Below are 18,117 nucleotides of genomic sequence, written 5' to 3'. Positions count from 1 at the left end.
GCACCCCGCCCAATGCCCAATGACGGCAGTTGCTCCACTTGGGGAGACCCCAAGACCGCACTGCCTCCCCAATGCCCAATCCCGAATTTTTTATTCATCATCCACGTCTGCTTCTTCTACCCATTCTGGTGTAGTTGTGGAATCGGAGAATTCTGGGAAATCATCTGCAAAACGGATGATTTGTCCGTTGAAAAATTCTGCTAGACGTTGAGCTGCGATCGCTACTTCGTCAGGTTCCCAATCAGGTGCGGGTGTTTGTTTTGGGGGTGGAGGCAAAGTTTGCATCCCGTTTGCATTTACCCCGTTTCCATTTGCCCTATTTCCATTTACACCATTGCCATTTCTTGCTGCTGTCGGTGCTGGTGGTGGATTAGTTGGCCGTGGTGCCGACGCTGGAGGCGAAATTTGCTGGTTGTAACTGGGAGTTGGTGGTTGCTGAGAGCGAGTAGAATCTTTTGGTGGAGGATTTTTTTTGGCTGAGGTAGGAGTTGCAGAACTGACTTGTTCCAGATTTACCTGAACTTCACGTTGAAAAGTCTGCTGGAAAGCTGCTTTCATCATCGGGAGATCAGATTTAAGTGTTTCATACCATTTAGCCCCTTTAACAGCAATACGCGCTACAGTACCGTTAAACTCTATTAGCTGGCACATTTGTCCAAGTAAAGCTTGCCTGGAAGGCATCGGAAAATTAGTACGCACCTGTTGCCAAACCTGAGTTAAGTCATATTCTGTTTCGCCAACAACTTCTGAAGTTACTGGTTCAAGGTTCGCAGGTGGCACGGGCACGGATACAGGTTCTGGGGTTGGTGGTGAAACTGATTTAGCAGCAGAATTGTGATTTGTTTGCCGTTCAACTGGGGGAGATGAAGTAACGGGCTGATTTTGGGCAGCCGCTTGATGATTGGCAGATGCAGAATTATGATTTGTTTGCGGTTCAGCTAAAGGTACAGAAGAGACGGGGTGATTTTGGGCAACGACTGGAGGATAGTTTGGAGATACAGCAGGTGTATTAACTCGTGGCGCGACACTTGAGGTTTGTGGCTGAATATTCGTCGTCGCACTGGGTAACAATCCTAGTAATGTTACCTCCAACCACAAACGTGGCTGGGTGGTATTTTTAATTTGTACTTCAGCTTCTCGCAAGTGTTTCTGTCCCGCCAAAATCACGCTCATATCGAAGTATTGAGCAAACTCAACCAGCGCTGTCCAAGTTTGCTGAGTACAAGCAACTAAATCGTGGCGGTTGGGTGCTGTTTTGGCAATCAGTAAATCGCGGTAAAAAGCAGCGAGATTTTGCAGAATAGTTAGGGGTTCTCGACCGCGATCTAGGATGTAGTGGGTACAGTCTAGAACCGCTTCCGGTTTATCTTGAGCGATCGCATTTAAAAGCCCTAGCAAGTCCTGTTCGCTTACCGTCCCCACCAAATCCCAAACTCGCTCTGGTGTGACTTCACCTGCTAACAAGCTTAATTGGTCGAGTAGACTTTCGGCATCTCGCAAGCCTCCCTGAGAAAGTTGGGCTACCAGGGTGACAGCATCAAGTGAAATATGAATGTTTTCTTTAGAGGCGATCGCGCTTAAATGCTTCACCATCGCTTCTAACTGAATGCGTCTAAAATCAAACCTTTGACAGCGCGAAATGATTGTTGGTAACACCCGTTGCGGGTCTGTTGTCGCCAATACAAAAACTACATGTTTCGGTGGTTCTTCTAGTGTCTTGAGTAGCGCATTGAATGCCTGGGTACTGAGCATGTGGCAATTATGCACCAAAAGCCCATTCGCAACAAAGTTATGATTATCTTCTACTTCAATGTCATAGACTCGCTCGATCCCAGCGAGGTGAACAGATTCGACAGTCTCCAAACTTGTAATCCATTGAGGGGATGGAATATTGTTTAAGGTCTGCCAGCCATTTTCTACTGGTGCTTGCCCCCAACCGTATATAGTGGTATGTCTTGCCTGTACTACTTCTGGTGTAAAATTTTGTTGTTGCTGAGTATCCCATTGCTGTAAGCCAAGTAGCAATGAGTTGGTTTTCTGCGGCAGAGAATCCTTCGGTATGTAGTTGAATTTGTGGACTTCCTTCTGGACTGAGGGTAAGTGAACCATCATCGCAAAACCACCAAGCAATTCCTTCTGGGGTAATTCGATTAAGCCAGTCCATAGAGACGAGTTTTTTATCCCTATTCGGTTTAACGATGTCAAAAACATCTTTGAGTTGGGGATGGCAACCTGTGTTACAGGTAACTGATATGTTTCCGTATCCTTTGTTAGATGTAATTCGCAGTTTTGGACGTAATTCTTGAAGGCGATAGGCTTTATATTCCAACCATTCTTGCTGCTTTTCTGAGTGTGTCCAACACAATCTAGGGAATCTGCTGTATTTATTGGGATAACTGATAGAGCAATCTCCAAGCAAGGTTCCGTAGATAAGCCCAAGTGCATTTGGTTGTATAACTGCCGCATCTGCAAGGAACTTTTTTGTTCTAAGTTCCCAAATTCCGTGTCCTTTTTTATATGGATGTTTTTCCCAGCGAGACTGGATACTGATGATTCCTCGCCCCTTTTTTTGTAAAAAGGTTGGAATATCAAGCTTTTCTCCACACCCGCAAGCACAGAAAGGTCGGAGTAATTCGGCTTGTTTAAGGATAGATTCCAGGTCGTATGATTTTTGCCCTGATGTATTTCCTTTAAATTGGTGTCCGCTAGCAAATCTCCGGGTGCGTCCATCGATACCAAATTTGTAAATGAGGATGCCGCATCCGCATTCACAGGGGATAGTATCTTCACTCCTTCTTTTACGTCCAATGCTTGTAGCCATCCCTGGTTTGTCCTAATTAAATGATTATCGGTACATCTAATTTCTCGGTTAGTTGTCTTTATAACCAGGGTTTGCCGTTCTCCTTGGTCTAACCATCTGACAACTTTCTTGAATTCCCACTTAAGAGATGAGTCGTTGTAACTCAGTACTTTCTTCCCTTTAATTTTGGGATCGTCAATTCTGTGAAGTCCCTCATCAGTCAAGATCAGAGAATCTCCAGTTAAGCATTCGTCGATTACATAAACCTTGTAGCGACACTGCACAGGAGCAAACTGGGCTTTTTCAATCAACTCGCGGATATTATCGACACCAGTATTACTAGCGGCATCGATTTCAATTACATCTAGGGTGTAGCCCTTAGCGATCCCCTGACAAACCTCACACACGCCGCAGGGTTCAGCCGTGGGCCGATCGCTTTTGAGACAATTGAGGGACTTAGCCAAAATCCGGGCACTAGAAGTTTTCCCCGTACCTCTTGGCCCAGTGAATAAGTAGGCGGGGGCGATTTTAGATGTGCCGATCGCGTTCGTGAGGGTGGTGGCGATCGCCTCTTGACCCCACCAGTTCAGCAAAACTTTTGGGGCGATATTTGTGGTGCAAGGGTTCGTAAGACATGGAAAAATAGACTTCAATGCCTTTCAATGTTGATTAGTAGCACCGAGTCGAGTTGAGGATTCAATTATTTTAAACTCTCGTACCTGGCTTTATTTATCGATGTTGCATAGGTCTTGCACTCAACTAATGCCGTAAATTTTGGCACTCAGGAAAGCAAGCAACCAGAGCCGATCCTCTACTATGATTTCAACATCAATAGTATGGGAATTATAGCATATCATTTAGTACATTTGTTCTATTAAAAAACACAGGGAAGCAGAGGAGAATAACTCTTGACAAATGACAAGTGACTAATGACAAATGACTATACGTTTTATTTACGGAACTAACGCCATAGTCCAGTGCGATCGCTACAATTTTATAGATAAAGTAAAACTCGATGGTGCAGCAGATGCTCAAGCGGCTATTTCAATGGCTCAAAAAGCTTTTTCAGAGCTTGTTTGGTGGAAAACAGACTGCCTCAAAATCTAGGGGAAATGTCCAAAAAGAACCAGCGCCACCCCTAAGCGATACGGATCTGGAATTTCTTTTCAACGAACTGTTGCAAGGAGTACATCAAGCACGAGGGGAAGCATGGGCACAGAAGTGGCTGCATAATATCGAACATCGCATCACAACTCAAGACTGGGTTGAGTGGCTAGGGCGCTTTGGCGACAGATTGCTCGCATCTCCGACACCCAATAATGAAATGGCGGCGCGGTTAGTGCAATTGGGTGAGTTAAAAGTCGGAGAAATTGGAGATGTTGCCTATAATATCGGGATGCAGTTGTTGACACGCAATGAAGGCGAACCAGTTTGGGAATATGAAGGACCAGATGCTTTTAGCACTCCTTTGCCCTCTGAGGGAACTGTCTCAGTATCGGAGTCAGCAGATGCACCAGAGAACCTCCCAGAGGGAGAATACCAAACTGTCACCCTAGAACAGTTGTTTGTAATGTTACAGGAGGATGAAAATTTACGTCAGCAGATTGCTCAACAGCTTGCGGTTGAAACAGACGATCCACAAGTGCTTGTCCAGGCATTAATTAGTCAGTTATATCCTGCTGGGCAATCGACTACAGAGCAAACTGAAAATTAACTGCTTGCCACAATCAAATTCAAGAGTTAAACCTGGGAATTGTAACGTTGTAATGCTATGCTCTTGAAGATTTGTATATTTTTTGCTAACCTGCTACGGAAGCGCTGTCCGAATCTAATGGATTTTTACGTAATTGATGATTTTTTTAAGACAACGATGGCTACAATCTAGAAAAACAAAATCCAAGAGTGTGGCAGATGCTCAGGCGGATATCGCAGTCGCTTAAAAGGTTTTTAAAGCGCCTCATTGCAAGTAAACAGAATAGTTCTCTCAAGGCTTCGAGAGGACGCAATCTGGTGGGAGTACCACCAGAACTAACCAATGCGGATCTGGAACAATTGTTTATCCAATTGTTAGAAGGCGTGCATCAAGCACGAGGACGACAGTGGGCATTGAGGTATCTGCAACGAATCGAAAATCGCATTCCGGCTGAACGTTGGATAGACTGGTTGGTGATGTTTGGTGAAAGCTTACTAGCTTCACCTACACCAAATCCTCTTTTAGCAACACAGATGGTGCAATTAGGGGAACTTGGTGTTGGCAGAATTGGAGAAGTTGCTTATGACATTGGCATTCGGCTAATGCAAAACTTACCTACAGAAATAGAAAATTATCAGGACAATCAAGCACAAGACGATCTAGAAATCACTCCTGGGCAAGAACTGATCCGTGAGTTGGGCGAGCAGCTATGGGAATATGATGAGCCAGATGTAATCGAAACTACTCCTGGACAAGAACTGATCCGCGATTTAGGCGAGCAGTTATGGGAATATGATGAGCCAGATGTAATCGAAACTACAACCGATGAAGAAATTATCCCAACTTCTCCCGGACAAGAGCTAATCCGTAGCTTTGGCGAGCAATTATGGGAATATGATGAGCCAGATATTGAACCAATAACGTCAGCAGATCAAAATGTCTTTGAGGAGACATCGCCCGAAAACTTCGAGGAACTGGTATGGGAATCTGAAAGGGAAGACGCCCAAGCCACAATACCAGAAAATATCCCTCTGCCGACAGCAGAAGATACAATCAACTTGTTAACCCAACTTCGGTTTGACGAAGAAGAAGTTGTTCAAATTACTACACCAGCAAATTTTCTTTCCACGAGACAAAAGACTGAATTAGCAACGTCTCCCTCGGTGGAAACCTGGGATAACACTTTGACGAATTTAGAGCCAAATGTAGCTAATACTTTAGATGAGTTGTGGGTGAAGTTGGATCAAAGTACCAATTTAGTCCAGCAACTTGCTTCAGATTTGGCAGTTCAAAGCAGTAATTCTCCTGGTATTATTGAGCGGCATAACGATAATCCAATTCCCCACGCTCAAGGGTGGTTTTACCAAGGTCTAAGCCAAGCGAAAACAGGCGATTTGCTAGGTGCGATCGCATCTTACGATCGAGCGATTGAAATGCAACCCGAATTATCAGAATATTGGTTTAATCGAGGCTTAACGCTGTTCCATTTAGAACGTTTTGATGAAGCGATCGCGTCTTATGAAACAGCCATAGAATTGAAACCAGACTTTTACAAAGCCTGGTACAACCGGGGTGGAACTCTCGGAGAATTAGGATACTTTGAAGAAGCGATCGCTTCTTTTGACAAAGCTATAGAAATCAAGCCAGACTATCAAGAAGCGTGGTCTAGCAAGGGTTTGGCACTGCTGAAATTAGGTTGGCTACCAGAAGCTATTGCTAGTTATGACCAAGCGCTACAACTCCAACCAGAAGACCAGGAAAACTGGTATTACCGAGGCATAGCCCTAGCCGTCAGCGAACAATTTGCCGAGGCGATTATATCTTACGACAGAGCTATAGAAATTAACCCAGATTACCACGAAGTGTGGATAGATCGGGGTGTAGTGCTGTTTAATTTAGGCAGGTGGTCAGAAGCGATCGCTTCCTGGGACAAAGCACTTTCAGTTCAAGCCGACTTCTACTTAGCTTGGTACAACCGAGGTATAGCATTAGACAACTTAGGGCGCAGACAAGAAGCGATCGCCTCCTATCAACAAGCGATCGCCATTAAACCCGATTTCCATTTAGCTTGGTATAATCAAGCAGTAGCACTGTTTTATTTAGAACAATTTGCCGAAGCGATCGTTTGTTATGACAACGCTTTGCAAATTAAACAAGATTATTGGGAAGCTTGGATTGGTCGGGGAACTGCGATCGGCCATTTAGTAGATTTTGACGTTTTGCAAAATTTGTCGAGTAGTATCATCGCGACAAATCCTGCCTTACAACAGGGCGGCTACGAAGGAAAATTAAAAAGCTACGAAGAAGGGTTAAAGCATCTGCGGACAGATACCCATCCAGAAGGTTGGGGTAGATTGCATTTTGCGATCGCTAATACTTACTATGAGCAAGGCAAAAAACATACCAATCCTCGCGATTATTGGCGCAAAGCTGCATCTGAGTACCATCAAGCGCTGTTAACCCTGACATTAGAATATTTTCCCCAGTTGCATCTAGAGGTTTTGCAATCTCTCAGCAAAGTGTTGATGGGTTTGGGACAAACCACACAAGTTCAAGAATTGCTGCAACGTGGGACAGATTTATTGCGACAATTACTCAGTGAAGAAACTCGCTCAGATGAAAGTAAAAAACAGTTAGCTTTAAAATTTGCCGGCTTCGATCAATTGGCAGTTGATTTAGCTGTAGAGTCGGGTGATTTAGTAGAAGCTTGGGAAATTGCCGAACAAGGTAAAAATGCTTGTTTAAACTGGCTGCTTTCTGGCTGGAATAATAATATTTACTCGCCTTATTATGGCGCAATTCAACAACTATTCAATCCTTCAACAGCAATTATTTACTGGCATATTAGTCCAGTTGCCCTACATACTTTTATTCTCAAAGACCAAGCACCATCACCAATTCTCCTGTTTACACCCATGCAAGATACTGGGGTAATACCTTTAGGAGAAGATGCTATTCGTCTCAATGAATTGCCTCTACCCGAAGCAGTGCAACGCCTAATTGAATTTGAAATTTGGCTAGAAAATTGGCATCAACAATACCAAGAATATCGCAGCACAGCCCACGACAAAGAAAGTAAAAGTCAGCATTCTTGGCGAGTTGAGATGGAGGAGAAGCTGTTGCAACTGTATGAAATCCTGAATATTTCCACAATTGCACAGGAACTCGAAGGTATCACCCAACTGGTCTTAATTCCTCACCGTGACTTGTACAGATTGCCCATTCATACACTTTTCCATTTTTCTTCGCCATCACCAGAAGAGTTACCGAATGTGGAATCAAATTTCAGCTTTACTTATCTACCTAGTGCCCAAATAGGTTTATCAATCAGAACTGAGGATATTTGGCAGTGGCAAAATAAGTTACTGCTCAGTGTTGAACATCCTGAAAGTACAGGTTATCCCACACTTAAATTTGCCAAACTGGAGTCTGAAATTGTTAGTCAGATGTTCAATAATATCCAACGAATTCAAGGGGCAGAAGCTACGAAAAGTATTGTTGAAAATGCCATATTTGATAATTATAATATATTGCATTTTACAGGTCATGTTACTAATAATTTAGCTGAACCGAAAAAGTCAGAATTAGCATTAGCGGGTGAAGACAGACTTACTCTAGATGAATGCCAACAAAATCTAGATAGTTACAACCTTATTACCCTCTCTGCCTGTGAAAATTTAAGTACTAACAACTACACTATCACCAGCGAATATGTAAGTTTAGTCAGTGGTTTTGTAACTCAAGGCGTACCTCATGTAGTGAGTACTCTTTGGACTGTAGAATCTTCGGCTAGCGCCTTGGTGATGATCGAGTTTTACCGACGATTACAGCCCAATAAATCAGCAGTTACTGCCTTAGCTGAAGCAACACGATGGCTGAAAGAACTAACTGCTGGAGAACTGACAAAATGGTATGAAGATATCTTAAATAATCTGCATCCAGAAGAAGTAAGAATTCAAACTTATTTAGCGACTCAACTATATAGAAATAGTAAAATGGCATCAGATAAAATTCTTTATAATCATCCTTATTATTGGGCAGCATTTACGATTACGGGTAAGCCTAATTAATACTTTTAAACTTTGATTACAGCTATAAAATTAGCCAGATACTTGTTTTTAGCTTCATCTCAGAATTGGGTAGAAATGAAAACAATTGAAGAATTAAAGACTCGAATCAAAGAACTCAGTAGTCAAGCTGTAAAATTTAGTAAAAAAGCAACTGAAGTGTGTTTGACTAATCGCGAACAAGCTAAACATTTCAGACAACAAGCTAGAGAAGCTAGTAAGCGTTGTCAGCTATTGATACAAGAATTGAAACGGCAATAGGTTTAAAATAATTCGTACTGATACCAATTCACAAAAAATATGATACAGATGCAAACCATAAAACCTATGCTAATTGTCACTTTCTTAATTTTGAATTTTGAATTTTGAATTTTGAATTGGTATGAGGGGTTTATTATGCCAGATGTTCGGTTTGATAAATACTATCGTTATGAAGACTTAACGCGCATTCTGCACAGTTATGCGAAGGAATTTCCCCAACTAGTACGCATAGAAAGCATTGGCAAAAGTTACGAAGGACGTGACATTTGGCTATTGACAGTTAGCAACTTTGCCACTGGCGCACATCAAGAAAAACCTGCCCTCTGGGTTGATGGCAACATTCACGCCACTGAACTAGCACCATCAAGTGTTTGTTTATACCTATTGCAAACATTAGCGACAGCTTATGGTACTCACCCAGAAATTACCCGTTGTTTGGATACCCGCACCTTCTACATTTGCCCCCGTGTTAATCCTGATGGTGCGGAGTTGGCATTGGCTGACAAACCGAAATTTATTCGCTCCGGTACTCGCCCTTATCCTTATGATGAGGAAAGCAACGATGGCTTAGTGATGGAAGATATCGATGGCGATGGTCGGATTTTATTGATGCGAATCCCCGATGCTAATGGGGCTTGGAAAGTCTGTCCGACTGAACCTCGCCTGCTGGTGCGACGCGAACCTACAGAAATCGATGGTCAGTATTATCGCGTACTACCGGAAGGAAAGATAGAAAATTATGACGGAGTTCAGATTCAGATTCAGCGTTCTAAGCAAGGGCTAGATTTAAACCGGAATTTTCCATTTTTGTGGCGGCAAGAATCTGAGCAATCGGGGGCTGGTTCTTATCCTACATCTGAAACAGAAGTGCGATCGCTAGTTCAATTTATCACTACCCATCCTAATATTACAGGAGCGATCGCTTTTCATACCTTTAGCGGTGTTCTCATCCGTCCCTACACCCACCTCAGCGATGATGAATTTCCGGTCAATGACCTCCGCACTTATCAACGCATTGGCGCAAAAGGTACTGAACTTACTCAATACCCAGCCATCTCTGCCTTTCATGATTTCCGCTACGACCCCAAAGACGTAATTACAGGTACATTCGACGATTGGGCTTATGAATATCAAGGTCTATTTGCCTGGACAGTAGAAGTCTGGAGTCCGCAGCGCCAAGCTGGAATTAATGATTATAAATACATCGATTGGCAACGAGAACACTCTGTAGAAGATGACCTGAAGTTGCTGCGTTGGAACGATGAGAAACTTGCAGGTAAAGGCTACGTAGATTGGTATCCCTTCGAGCATCCCCAACTCGGTCAGATTGAACTAGGCGGCTGGGATACCATGTACGCTTGGACAAATCCACCCCCTGAATTTCTGGAGAAAGAAATAGCCCTCTTTCCAGAATGGCTAGTTTGGCATCTATTAATATCTCCGCGTTTAGAAATTTACGAAGCCAGTGTCCATAGCTTGGGTGATGATACTTATCGGGTGCAATTAGTTGTGCATAATACAGGCTGGTTGCCCACTAATGTCACCCAAAAAGCTTTAGAAAAAAAACTGGTGCAAGGCTGTATCTGTGAAATTGAACTGCCTCCTGGGGGAACTTTGGTAACGGGTAAGCCCCGTGAAGAGTTAGGTCAATTAGAAGGACGAGCCTACAAGCCTTCAACTCCCATTAGACGGCACAGCGATCCTACCAAGGATCGGGCAAAAATGGAATGGGTGGTACGTGCGCCCCAAGGTAGTACAGTTAGACTGCTAGCCCGTCATCAACGTGCTGGAGTTGCTCGCACTGAATTGACATTTCCATAATTTGGATATTTAAAATTGTCAAAAATTATCCTAATACAGCTTTGCCTAAACCGATAATTACCGTTCGCCTAATTACACGCGACGAACTTCCCCAACTTTTGGCTTTATATAAGCATCTAAATCCTGTCGATGCACCTCTACCGACTGATGATGTTTTACAATCTATCTGGGATGGGATTTTACACGATCCCCGTTTGTATTACATCGTAGCTGATGTTGATAACCAGCTAGTAGCAACATGTAATTTAACTATTGTTCCCAACTTGACACGTGGCGCACGTCCATACGGCATTATTGAAAATGTTGTCACTCATCTCGATTTTCGACAACAAGGATTGGGTACACAAGTGCTGCATTATGCCTTAACATTAGCATGGCAGCAACAGTGCTATAAAGTGATGCTTCTGAGTGGCTCAAAACGTGAAAAGACGTTGCACTTCTATGAAAATGCAGGGTTCAAACGTGGAGTAAAAACCGGATTTGTTGCCTTCCCTCCAGAGGAGTTGTGAGCAGAACCGATACAGATTATACCTCTTTTCAAAATATTGGTTGATCTATGGGTTCCTTTTCATGAAATAGTCTTTTTTAAAAAAATAAATTCCTAGCCAAAAATGCTGGGGCGATCGGGCTTAGAATTTTTGATTGCGATCGCTAATTTCCAGTCTAGTATTTGAAAATTTACCATTAATGACAACTATCTAAAGAATGAAAGTTTTTCTTCAAAATCTAGCCCTGAGTTAGTTGTATGATTTCGATCGAACTACAATAATACAGCATATCGCCAAGATACTTTTATTTATTAAATCTTGCTAAAGATCATGATACATTGAGTTTGACGGCATTAACCCTCCTCGGCAATTATAAAGAGACGGCTATTAAAAGCCAATTATTTTACTGCTTGACTGGAATTTTAGAACTGAATAAAATCGCCTACTTGCATTAACTCTCTTTATTGTTGCAACATATATTAACACAGGAGCCATGCTTAATTCTTAGTGTGCTCTGCGGTTCTTAAAAAAATAGGAATTCGATACTATGTGTGGTGTACATGAGGATAAACGTTATGAGATATCAAAGCAGCTACTCATAATGTTCAGCGTTTTAATTTTCCAGAGCTAACAGGTTTCATTTCTGGTTTTCATGTCGAGGCGAACCAAATAATCATCTGAGATATTTGTATTCATTTAACCTTGCATCCAGTATTTTCCACATCATCAACCCAAGAAATTGAAAAGAGGATATTTCCATGTCTAGTTTGTCTCGTTGGTCATCAACAAAGGTTGCTTTGCTAGTTCTGGGAATGACAGCTGCTACAATAACTCCCATCGTAATTTCTGCCCCAGCTTCATCTCAAACTCCTGTTCCATCTACGACACCATCACCTGAGACACCATCACCTGCGACACCATCGCCGACTTCAACAGTTAACCTGTCTGATGTTTCCTCAGATTATTGGGCGCGTCCCTTCATTCAAGCCCTAGCTGAGAATAACGTGATTAGTGGCTTTCCTGATGGCACTTATAGACCAAATCAGCCTGTGACTCGTGCGGAATTTGCTGCTTTGATTCAAAAAGCTTTCAGTAACCAAAACCGAGTTCGGCAATTAAGTGCAGGTGGATTTAGTGATGTTCCTGCTAACTACTGGGCCGCTGCTGCAATTCAAAACGCCTACGAAACTGGATTTTTGGCAGGCTATCCTGGGAATGTGTTTAGACCAAATCAAGAAATTCCTAGAGTGCAGGGGATCGTTGCCTTAAGTAGTGGTTTAGGTTTAACTGGTGGCGATACAAGTACTCTCACTACTTACTACAACGATGCCTCAGCTATCCCAGAGTATGCTGTTGGCAGTGTGGCAGCAGCGACAGTAAGTAATCTTGTTGTCAACTACCCGGATGTAAAACAACTCAATCCGCAACAGTCTTTGACTCGTGCGGAAGCAGCAGCACTTTTATATCAAGCTTTAGTTAAACAAGGACGGGCGCAACCCATTGCTAGCAATCTTCCAGCTAGTCAGTACGTTGTAGCTGGAACTCCTACAAGTACTGATATTGTTTCTCTAACGGCATCCAGTAGTTCTTTTACAACTCTGACTTCTTTATTAAAGACAGCTGGTCTAGCAGATGTTCTTCAACAGCCAGGCCCTTATACAGTCTTTGCTCCCACCAATGACGCATTTGCTGCTTTACCTGCTGCTACCTTAGAACAGTTACAGCAACCAGAGAACAGAGAAGCGTTAGTTAAGATTTTGAGATATCATGTGGTTCCGGGTGCGGTAACTGCTAGTCAACTCTCGGCAGGGGAATTGACAACGGATGAAGGAAGACCTGTAAATGTTAAAATTGATTCCGCTAACAGTCAAGTCTCGGTGAATAATGCCAGAGTTCTCCAAGCGGACGTGAAAGCTAGCAATGGTATTATCCATGCAATTAACCAAGTCCTGATTCCGCCTGATGTTAACATCAGTCAGTTAAATCAGCCACCAACAGGAAATGGGACACCTGATGTTAACGTAGGTAGAGCTACTCGCGGTGGCAGAAGCTATATCGGAGTTGGTGGTAACATTGGTTTGAGCGGCGATGATACAGCTCTGAGCGACACTAACTTTACAGTGATCAGTAAACTTGGTCTGACAAATTATCTCTCAGTGCGACCATCGGTAATCTTTGGGGACGATACAATATTTCTAGTTCCTGTGACTTTAGATTTTTCTCCCCGCAGAGCAGGTTCGGTAGGCGATAGAACCTATAGTATATCTCCTTACATAGGTGCGGGTGTCGCAATTGAAGCTAATGCTGATACTGATATTGGATTACTGTTAACAGGTGGTGTAGACATTCCTCTCGGTTCTAAACTCACGCTAACAGGTGGTGTAAATGCTGCTTTTGTAGATGATACTGATGTCGGACTACAATTAGGAATTGGCTATAACTTCAGGTAAATAGAAGTAGAACATGCAATCAGGGCGCACAACTAACTGTGCGCCTTTGCTGTATTAAGGTCGCTTGATTGCTAAAGTAAGTCCATCGGCGATGGGGACAAGGGAGAGGGTAATGCGTTCGTCATGATGTAACTTCTCGTTCAGCGCCCGGATTGCTTGGGTGCTTTCATCTTGATTTTGCTCATCAGCTACTTGTCCAGACCATAAAACATTATCGATCGCAATCAATCCACCTGGACGAACTAATTGCAGCGATCGCTCATAATATCCATCATAATTTTCTTTATCAGCATCAATAAAGGCAAAATCAAAAGTTTCGGCTTGTCCAGTTGCCAATAGCCGATCTAAAGTTTCCAAAGCTGGAGCCAATTGGAGATCGATTTTATCAGCAACTCCAGCTTCTAGCCAATACCGCCGAGCGATCGCAGTAAATTCTTCACTCACATCACAAGCGATAATCTTGCCATCAGGCGGTAGTGCCAAAGCTACAGAAAGTGAGCTATAACCCGTAAATACTCCAACTTCTAGGGTTTTCTTCGCTGCAATTAACTGCACCAGAAGGCTCATAAACTGCCCTTGTTCTGGTGAAATCTGCATTCCACTCCGGGGATGATTGGCGGTTTCTTGGCGCAACTTCCCAAGAATCTCTGGTTCTCGCAGCGAAACAGATAAAAGATAATTGTAGAGTTGTTTATCAAGACCTATAGACTGTTTTGGCATGATAGATCGGAGAATTGAGAGAAACTACAGTTATACTATCGCTGATCGGTGGAATCTCAGGAATAACATGGTGCGGTTAGTTTTGACAGCAATATTGCTGGTGCTAGTGACAGCTTGTGGCAGTATTGGACTGCTACCGACTAGCGAGTTAGTGCAAAAAGCGATCGCACTTGGGCTAGAACAAACTCAACAAAAACTTAGCCAACAACTAAATCTAGATTTTCAAGGATTTGAAATCAAACGGCTATCAATTACCCAAGAACAACCCCTAACGATTGAAAATTTACCAGCTTTCCACGTTCGGGGAACCTACGATTTGATTCTCAAGCTACCAAAACGTCGCTTGACGCAACCAAAACAACCCTTTGATGTTTACTTGCAAATTCAGCAAGAAGGTAAAACTTGGCGATCGCTAATTACCGAAAAAGGTAGCAAAGATACTCAACCAATTTGGCGTAGTTATTTAGTTGAGTAAACCCATATCATGAAAGTGCTTTTTTACGGTTGCGTAAGAATTGCAAACCAGTAATGTAAACACCAAATACCAGTAAACCTGACATAAAACTGGGTTCAGGAACACTAGCAGTAGATACAGAATTGATACTTACAGCAAAGTCTTGATTTAAGTCTACATTATCACCAAATGAACTGTCGGCAGCACCAATAAATATAAATTTTGCATCACTGGGAACTTGTACAAGAACACCATTAAAATCTACACGTGAAATGTAAAAAATACTATTATCTAAACACTGCAATGGAAGACAACCGTTGGGAAGAATTGCATTAATAGCGCCAGGAACTCTGTCAGTCGTTGCGCCATCATACTCTCCGATGCTTGGTAGTAAGGTATTGTCAGCGCTGAAAGTAGCCCACATTGCACCAAAATATTCATTAGTCGGATCGCCAAAGGGTGAAAAACTGCCAAACCGTTCCAGTTTAATTGTGTCCCCGGAATTAATTCCCAAATCTGTTAGAGAAAAAGGTACGCTGTCAGGACTAAATGTATATGAGGAAATAAAACTTGCACTAGGGGTCAATGTTGAATTTAGCTGCCAAAGCTTGAGCAGAATCAATTTTGAATAATACTACTAAGCTGAAGGCAGTTTTAACAGTTGCAACTGATAATTTGGTGAATAATTTAGGAATTTTTTGATTTTTTAACAAGGCTGACATCATGATTTCCTACAAATTGTTAATTACTGAAATCAAAAAAAATTTAAGTCTGAATTCTGCACAGTATGATGTGTGCTACTAGAAAAAGCATCACAAGCATTTCCGTATAACTGGTGAGGCATAGTCATGATCGAGGTATAGTTTCACCGGAGACGACAAGATGTATATTAACTTTTTCGCCAGTTCCATCGCTGGAATAGTGGTTGTGGTGCTAACGGCTTTTGGCTTACTGCAATGGTTGCACATCCCTGCTGGTAACTTTCTTGATTGGGTGATTGGTGGTGCTAGTTTTTGGTGGCTATTGGTAATTGTTACCGTACCGTGGAATGTGCATTTTCAAGCTAAAGAAGTCTTAGCAGAAGCCGCACAATCAACAGAGAAAGGAATTCCAGTTGATGAGAAACAAGTGAAGTATGTCACATTGTTGGCAAAGCGATCGCTCTGGGTTGCCATTGCTTTACACTTATTCTCAGCTGTTGGTCTTTATACTCTTGCTGCCACTGGTATTAGTACAGTGGGATATATAAGTTCTGGTGCCGCTTTGTTATTAACAATTCTGCGTCCTGCGATTCGCGCTTACGAGTATTTATATGCGCGGTTAGCGATGATTCGCCAAGAATGGAAGTATCCGCGCGAAGATATTTTTGAACTGCGCGATCGCTTCTCTATATTGGAACAAAAAATCCAGTCATTGGAAGATCAGCTTAATCCTGAACAACCCTATTCCTTACCCGCAACTCAACAACGTTTTGCCGAAGAAACTCGCAGAGATTTAGCCCGAATCGCCGCTAATTTAGAAGAATTACGGGCGACAAATCAAACGGAACATGAGCGTTTGGCAAGAGAAGCCAGAAATGCGATCGCGCAACTTTCCACTGACGGGCAATTTCTCGATCATGTCCGCGAAATTATTCGATTTTTTAAGACCACTTAATGATTGCTTTAATAGCTACAGCTCTAGCAGTTGTCGTTTATATAAAGTACATCTTTTAACCTCAACCCCAATGCCTCTGCTTACTAAGGAGAAGGGAGTGTTTGCCTTAGCAAATACGGGGTGAGGTTCCGAATGTATATGTTATAACTTTGTACGAATGATGATTAGTAAAGCTTACATAACTTCAGGAGTACTCACAGTGAATCAGATACAACTGACTTTAAGAGCTAATTTGTAAACTCAAGTAAAGTACTTGTCTTGCAAGGATTTCAGGAATTTGAGTCAAAAAAATACTTATTCGCTGAAACTCAGACCTAGTAACGACTTGAGTATCCTTCAGATTTTCTTTACGAATCAGCTCTAACTATTGGTTACTTATTAATGATATGCTATTTTTTAACTAATTGGTTGATATTTTCTTTACATCATCCTGCTTCCAATCCAGAAGATAAATTTTTCTCGTTTGTGATGTTTATGGTGACAACTATCTTCTGGCCTTTGATGATTCCGATGTCTTGTTTAGAAATGGTTCAACAAAAGCGTATAGACTTTAATAAAATGATACCTGTTCTCTTAGCAATATTTGTATTTAGTGTTTCATATTATTTAACCGAATAATTAATAATTCCTCCTCCTAAATTGCATAGATATTCAAGAGAAGCCGGAGGTTTGATTTGTTACCCTCCGGCTTCTTTATGCACAACTACCTTTACTTGTTAGGCAGTCTATTTATTAAACTTGAATAAACTTGAAATTTCTTAACGGCGTCTGCTGCCAAAACCAGTTGAGCGGCGGGGGGCTGAACTACGTCCACTACCAAAACCACTGCCAGAATTGCGTCTGGGTGAAGTGGCTCTACCAGAGGGGTCGCAACGTACTACCACCAAAACCAGAACCAGAAGGACGGTTATTACCTGTAGTGCTACGCGGTGTATTGCGTATATTTGTATTTCCAGGATATGACCTTCTAATTGTCCCTGTATTGCGGAAGGCAGTGCGATTTGTTACGGCTACGGGTGGCGCATTGTAGCGAGTTTGATAGTGTTGAACTGCTTGGCCATAGCTTGCGCCATATCCACCGAAGCCACTTAATCCTTGTCCTGGGTAATAGGCAGGGGGTACATAATATTGGGGTCTAAACAACATACTACCAATTGCCTGTCCCGCCAAGCTACCAGCTACAGACCCAGCAAATGGTGCCCAGAAGTTATTTTCTCGACGGACTACAACCGTCTCTTGTTGTCCTGTTTGGGGATTAGTTCTATTCTCAGTAACGTTGTGGACGTACTCAATTTTAAAGTCTTCCGTCAGATATAAAATTGGTTGCCCTTTTTCTACCTTCAGATAGCTTTTTTTACCCTGCTTGATTTCATCATCAGTTAACCGCGCCATTTGCAAATTTTCAGTTGCAAAGGTTGGGGGATTATTGTTAAGTAAAAACAGGCTATACTCACCAGTTGCATCGTCATAAGTGGCTTGTTGTATTTGATACTCGCCATCCCTCAACTTTGTACTAGTAGAGGTTTGGTTAACGTTCTTAGCTGGAGGAGTACTTTGGTTCTCGCCACCACAAGCAACAGTTGTGATACACAAACTCAGAGCTAAAAAAACGGCTGTAAATTTACGTACTATGGTCATGATCATTGGATTATTGTCCTATCTCTGAGCTTAACAATTTATCATCTAAGTAGTAAGTACGGACTACCC

The 18,117-nt window shown here is 42.4% G+C and carries 14 protein-coding genes and 1 pseudogene; 10 read left to right on the top strand and 5 right to left on the bottom strand.

Annotation, left to right across the window (positions count from 1 at the left end; all coding sequences use genetic code 11):
• Positions 1-90: 90 nt before the first annotated feature.
• Positions 91-3,327 (bottom strand): DNA polymerase III subunit gamma/tau, encoded by a 3,237-nt coding sequence (dnaX, locus tag NSTCB13_RS14975; protein WP_448273209.1) that lies wholly within the window; start codon positions 3,325-3,327, stop codon positions 91-93.
• Positions 3,328-3,736: 409 nt separating this feature from the next.
• Here dnaX and NSTCB13_RS14970 point away from each other — a divergent pair, with 409 nt between their 5' ends.
• The 7 genes from NSTCB13_RS14970 (at position 3,737) to NSTCB13_RS14940 (ending at position 13,580) form a co-directional block, all read left to right on the top strand.
• The gene (locus NSTCB13_RS14970) at positions 3,737-3,907 is read left to right on the top strand and encodes a hypothetical protein (RefSeq protein ID WP_445632268.1); all 171 of its coding nucleotides are present in this window, start codon (positions 3,737-3,739) and stop codon (positions 3,905-3,907) included.
• The gene (locus NSTCB13_RS14965; protein WP_448270069.1) at positions 3,828-4,514 is read left to right on the top strand and encodes a hypothetical protein; all 687 of its coding nucleotides are present in this window, start codon (positions 3,828-3,830) and stop codon (positions 4,512-4,514) included. Before NSTCB13_RS14970 ends, NSTCB13_RS14965 begins: the two co-directional genes overlap by 80 nt.
• 197 nt (positions 4,515-4,711) lie before the next feature.
• Positions 4,712-8,563: a CHAT domain-containing protein gene (locus NSTCB13_RS14960; protein ID WP_448272826.1), complete on the top strand. Its 3,852-nt coding sequence runs from the start codon at positions 4,712-4,714 to the stop codon at positions 8,561-8,563.
• A 75-nt stretch (positions 8,564-8,638) separates the two neighbouring features.
• Complete coding sequence (locus tag NSTCB13_RS14955; protein ID WP_445627881.1) at positions 8,639-8,821, top strand: hypothetical protein; 183 nt, start codon at positions 8,639-8,641, stop codon at positions 8,819-8,821.
• Positions 8,822-8,956: 135 nt separating this feature from the next.
• Positions 8,957-10,642, top strand: coding sequence for a M14 family metallopeptidase (locus tag NSTCB13_RS14950; protein ID WP_448265349.1), 1,686 nt, complete (start codon positions 8,957-8,959; stop codon positions 10,640-10,642).
• A gap of 41 nt (positions 10,643-10,683) precedes the next feature.
• Positions 10,684-11,151 carry a GNAT family N-acetyltransferase gene (locus NSTCB13_RS14945; protein WP_448265348.1) on the top strand — a complete coding sequence of 156 codons (468 nt, stop codon included), beginning with the start codon at positions 10,684-10,686 and terminating at the stop codon, positions 11,149-11,151.
• A 737-nt stretch (positions 11,152-11,888) separates the two neighbouring features.
• Positions 11,889-13,580, top strand: coding sequence for a fasciclin domain-containing protein (locus NSTCB13_RS14940; RefSeq protein ID WP_448265347.1), 1,692 nt, complete (start codon positions 11,889-11,891; stop codon positions 13,578-13,580).
• A gap of 54 nt (positions 13,581-13,634) precedes the next feature.
• Here the strand turns inward: NSTCB13_RS14940 and NSTCB13_RS14935 are convergent, their stop codons facing one another.
• Positions 13,635-14,300 carry a class I SAM-dependent methyltransferase gene (locus tag NSTCB13_RS14935; protein ID WP_448265346.1) on the bottom strand — a complete coding sequence of 222 codons (666 nt, stop codon included), beginning with the start codon at positions 14,298-14,300 and terminating at the stop codon, positions 13,635-13,637.
• Positions 14,301-14,367: 67 nt separating this feature from the next.
• Between NSTCB13_RS14935 and NSTCB13_RS14930 the strand changes: the two genes are divergently transcribed.
• The gene (locus tag NSTCB13_RS14930; protein WP_448265345.1) at positions 14,368-14,775 is read left to right on the top strand and encodes a hypothetical protein; all 408 of its coding nucleotides are present in this window, start codon (positions 14,368-14,370) and stop codon (positions 14,773-14,775) included.
• A gap of 7 nt (positions 14,776-14,782) precedes the next feature.
• Here the strand turns inward: NSTCB13_RS14930 and NSTCB13_RS14925 are convergent, their stop codons facing one another.
• Positions 14,783-15,340 (bottom strand): hypothetical protein, encoded by a 558-nt coding sequence (locus tag NSTCB13_RS14925; RefSeq protein WP_448272825.1) that lies wholly within the window; start codon positions 15,338-15,340, stop codon positions 14,783-14,785.
• The gene (locus NSTCB13_RS14920) at positions 15,330-15,479 is read right to left on the bottom strand and encodes a hypothetical protein (RefSeq protein ID WP_448272824.1); all 150 of its coding nucleotides are present in this window, start codon (positions 15,477-15,479) and stop codon (positions 15,330-15,332) included. Before NSTCB13_RS14920 ends, NSTCB13_RS14925 begins: the two co-directional genes overlap by 11 nt.
• A 157-nt stretch (positions 15,480-15,636) precedes the next feature.
• Here NSTCB13_RS14920 and NSTCB13_RS14915 point away from each other — a divergent pair, with 157 nt between their 5' ends.
• Together NSTCB13_RS14915 and NSTCB13_RS14910 are read left to right on the top strand one after the other, a co-directional pair.
• On the top strand, positions 15,637-16,410 hold the full coding sequence (locus NSTCB13_RS14915; protein WP_448265343.1) for a hypothetical protein: 774 nt from the start codon (positions 15,637-15,639) through the stop codon (positions 16,408-16,410).
• 381 nt (positions 16,411-16,791) lie between these two features.
• On the top strand, positions 16,792-17,028 hold the full coding sequence (locus NSTCB13_RS14910; protein ID WP_448272823.1) for a hypothetical protein: 237 nt from the start codon (positions 16,792-16,794) through the stop codon (positions 17,026-17,028).
• Between the two features lie 140 nt (positions 17,029-17,168).
• Here NSTCB13_RS14910 and NSTCB13_RS14905 read toward each other — a convergent pair.
• A pseudogene (locus NSTCB13_RS14905) lies at positions 17,169-18,054 on the bottom strand (hypothetical protein).
• Positions 18,055-18,117: the final 63 nt, after the last annotated feature.

The sequence above is a fragment of the Nostoc sp. DSM 114160 genome, assembly GCF_053470305.1.
Note: the sequence above shows the minus strand (reverse complement) of the source record. Positions and strands in the feature narration are given on the sequence as shown.

Excerpts from the sequence above, each read along its gene's own strand:
- NSTCB13_RS14915 (WP_448265343.1), top strand. The coding sequence starts at position 15,637 with ATGTATATTAACTTTTTCGCCAGTTCCATCGCTGGAATAGTGGTTGTG.
- NSTCB13_RS14935 (WP_448265346.1), bottom strand. The coding sequence starts at position 14,300 with ATGCCAAAACAGTCTATAGGTCTTGATAAACAACTCTACAATTATCTT.
- NSTCB13_RS14970 (WP_445632268.1), top strand. The coding sequence starts at position 3,737 with ATGACTATACGTTTTATTTACGGAACTAACGCCATAGTCCAGTGCGAT.
- NSTCB13_RS14965 (WP_448270069.1), top strand. The coding sequence starts at position 3,828 with ATGCTCAAGCGGCTATTTCAATGGCTCAAAAAGCTTTTTCAGAGCTTG.
- NSTCB13_RS14940 (WP_448265347.1), top strand. The coding sequence starts at position 11,889 with ATGTCTAGTTTGTCTCGTTGGTCATCAACAAAGGTTGCTTTGCTAGTT.
- NSTCB13_RS14920 (WP_448272824.1), bottom strand. The coding sequence starts at position 15,479 with ATGATGTCAGCCTTGTTAAAAAATCAAAAAATTCCTAAATTATTCACC.
- NSTCB13_RS14960 (WP_448272826.1), top strand. The coding sequence starts at position 4,712 with ATGCTCAGGCGGATATCGCAGTCGCTTAAAAGGTTTTTAAAGCGCCTC.
- NSTCB13_RS14910 (WP_448272823.1), top strand. The coding sequence starts at position 16,792 with ATGATATGCTATTTTTTAACTAATTGGTTGATATTTTCTTTACATCAT.
- NSTCB13_RS14955 (WP_445627881.1), top strand. The coding sequence starts at position 8,639 with ATGAAAACAATTGAAGAATTAAAGACTCGAATCAAAGAACTCAGTAGT.
- NSTCB13_RS14930 (WP_448265345.1), top strand. The coding sequence starts at position 14,368 with ATGGTGCGGTTAGTTTTGACAGCAATATTGCTGGTGCTAGTGACAGCT.
- NSTCB13_RS14950 (WP_448265349.1), top strand. The coding sequence starts at position 8,957 with ATGCCAGATGTTCGGTTTGATAAATACTATCGTTATGAAGACTTAACG.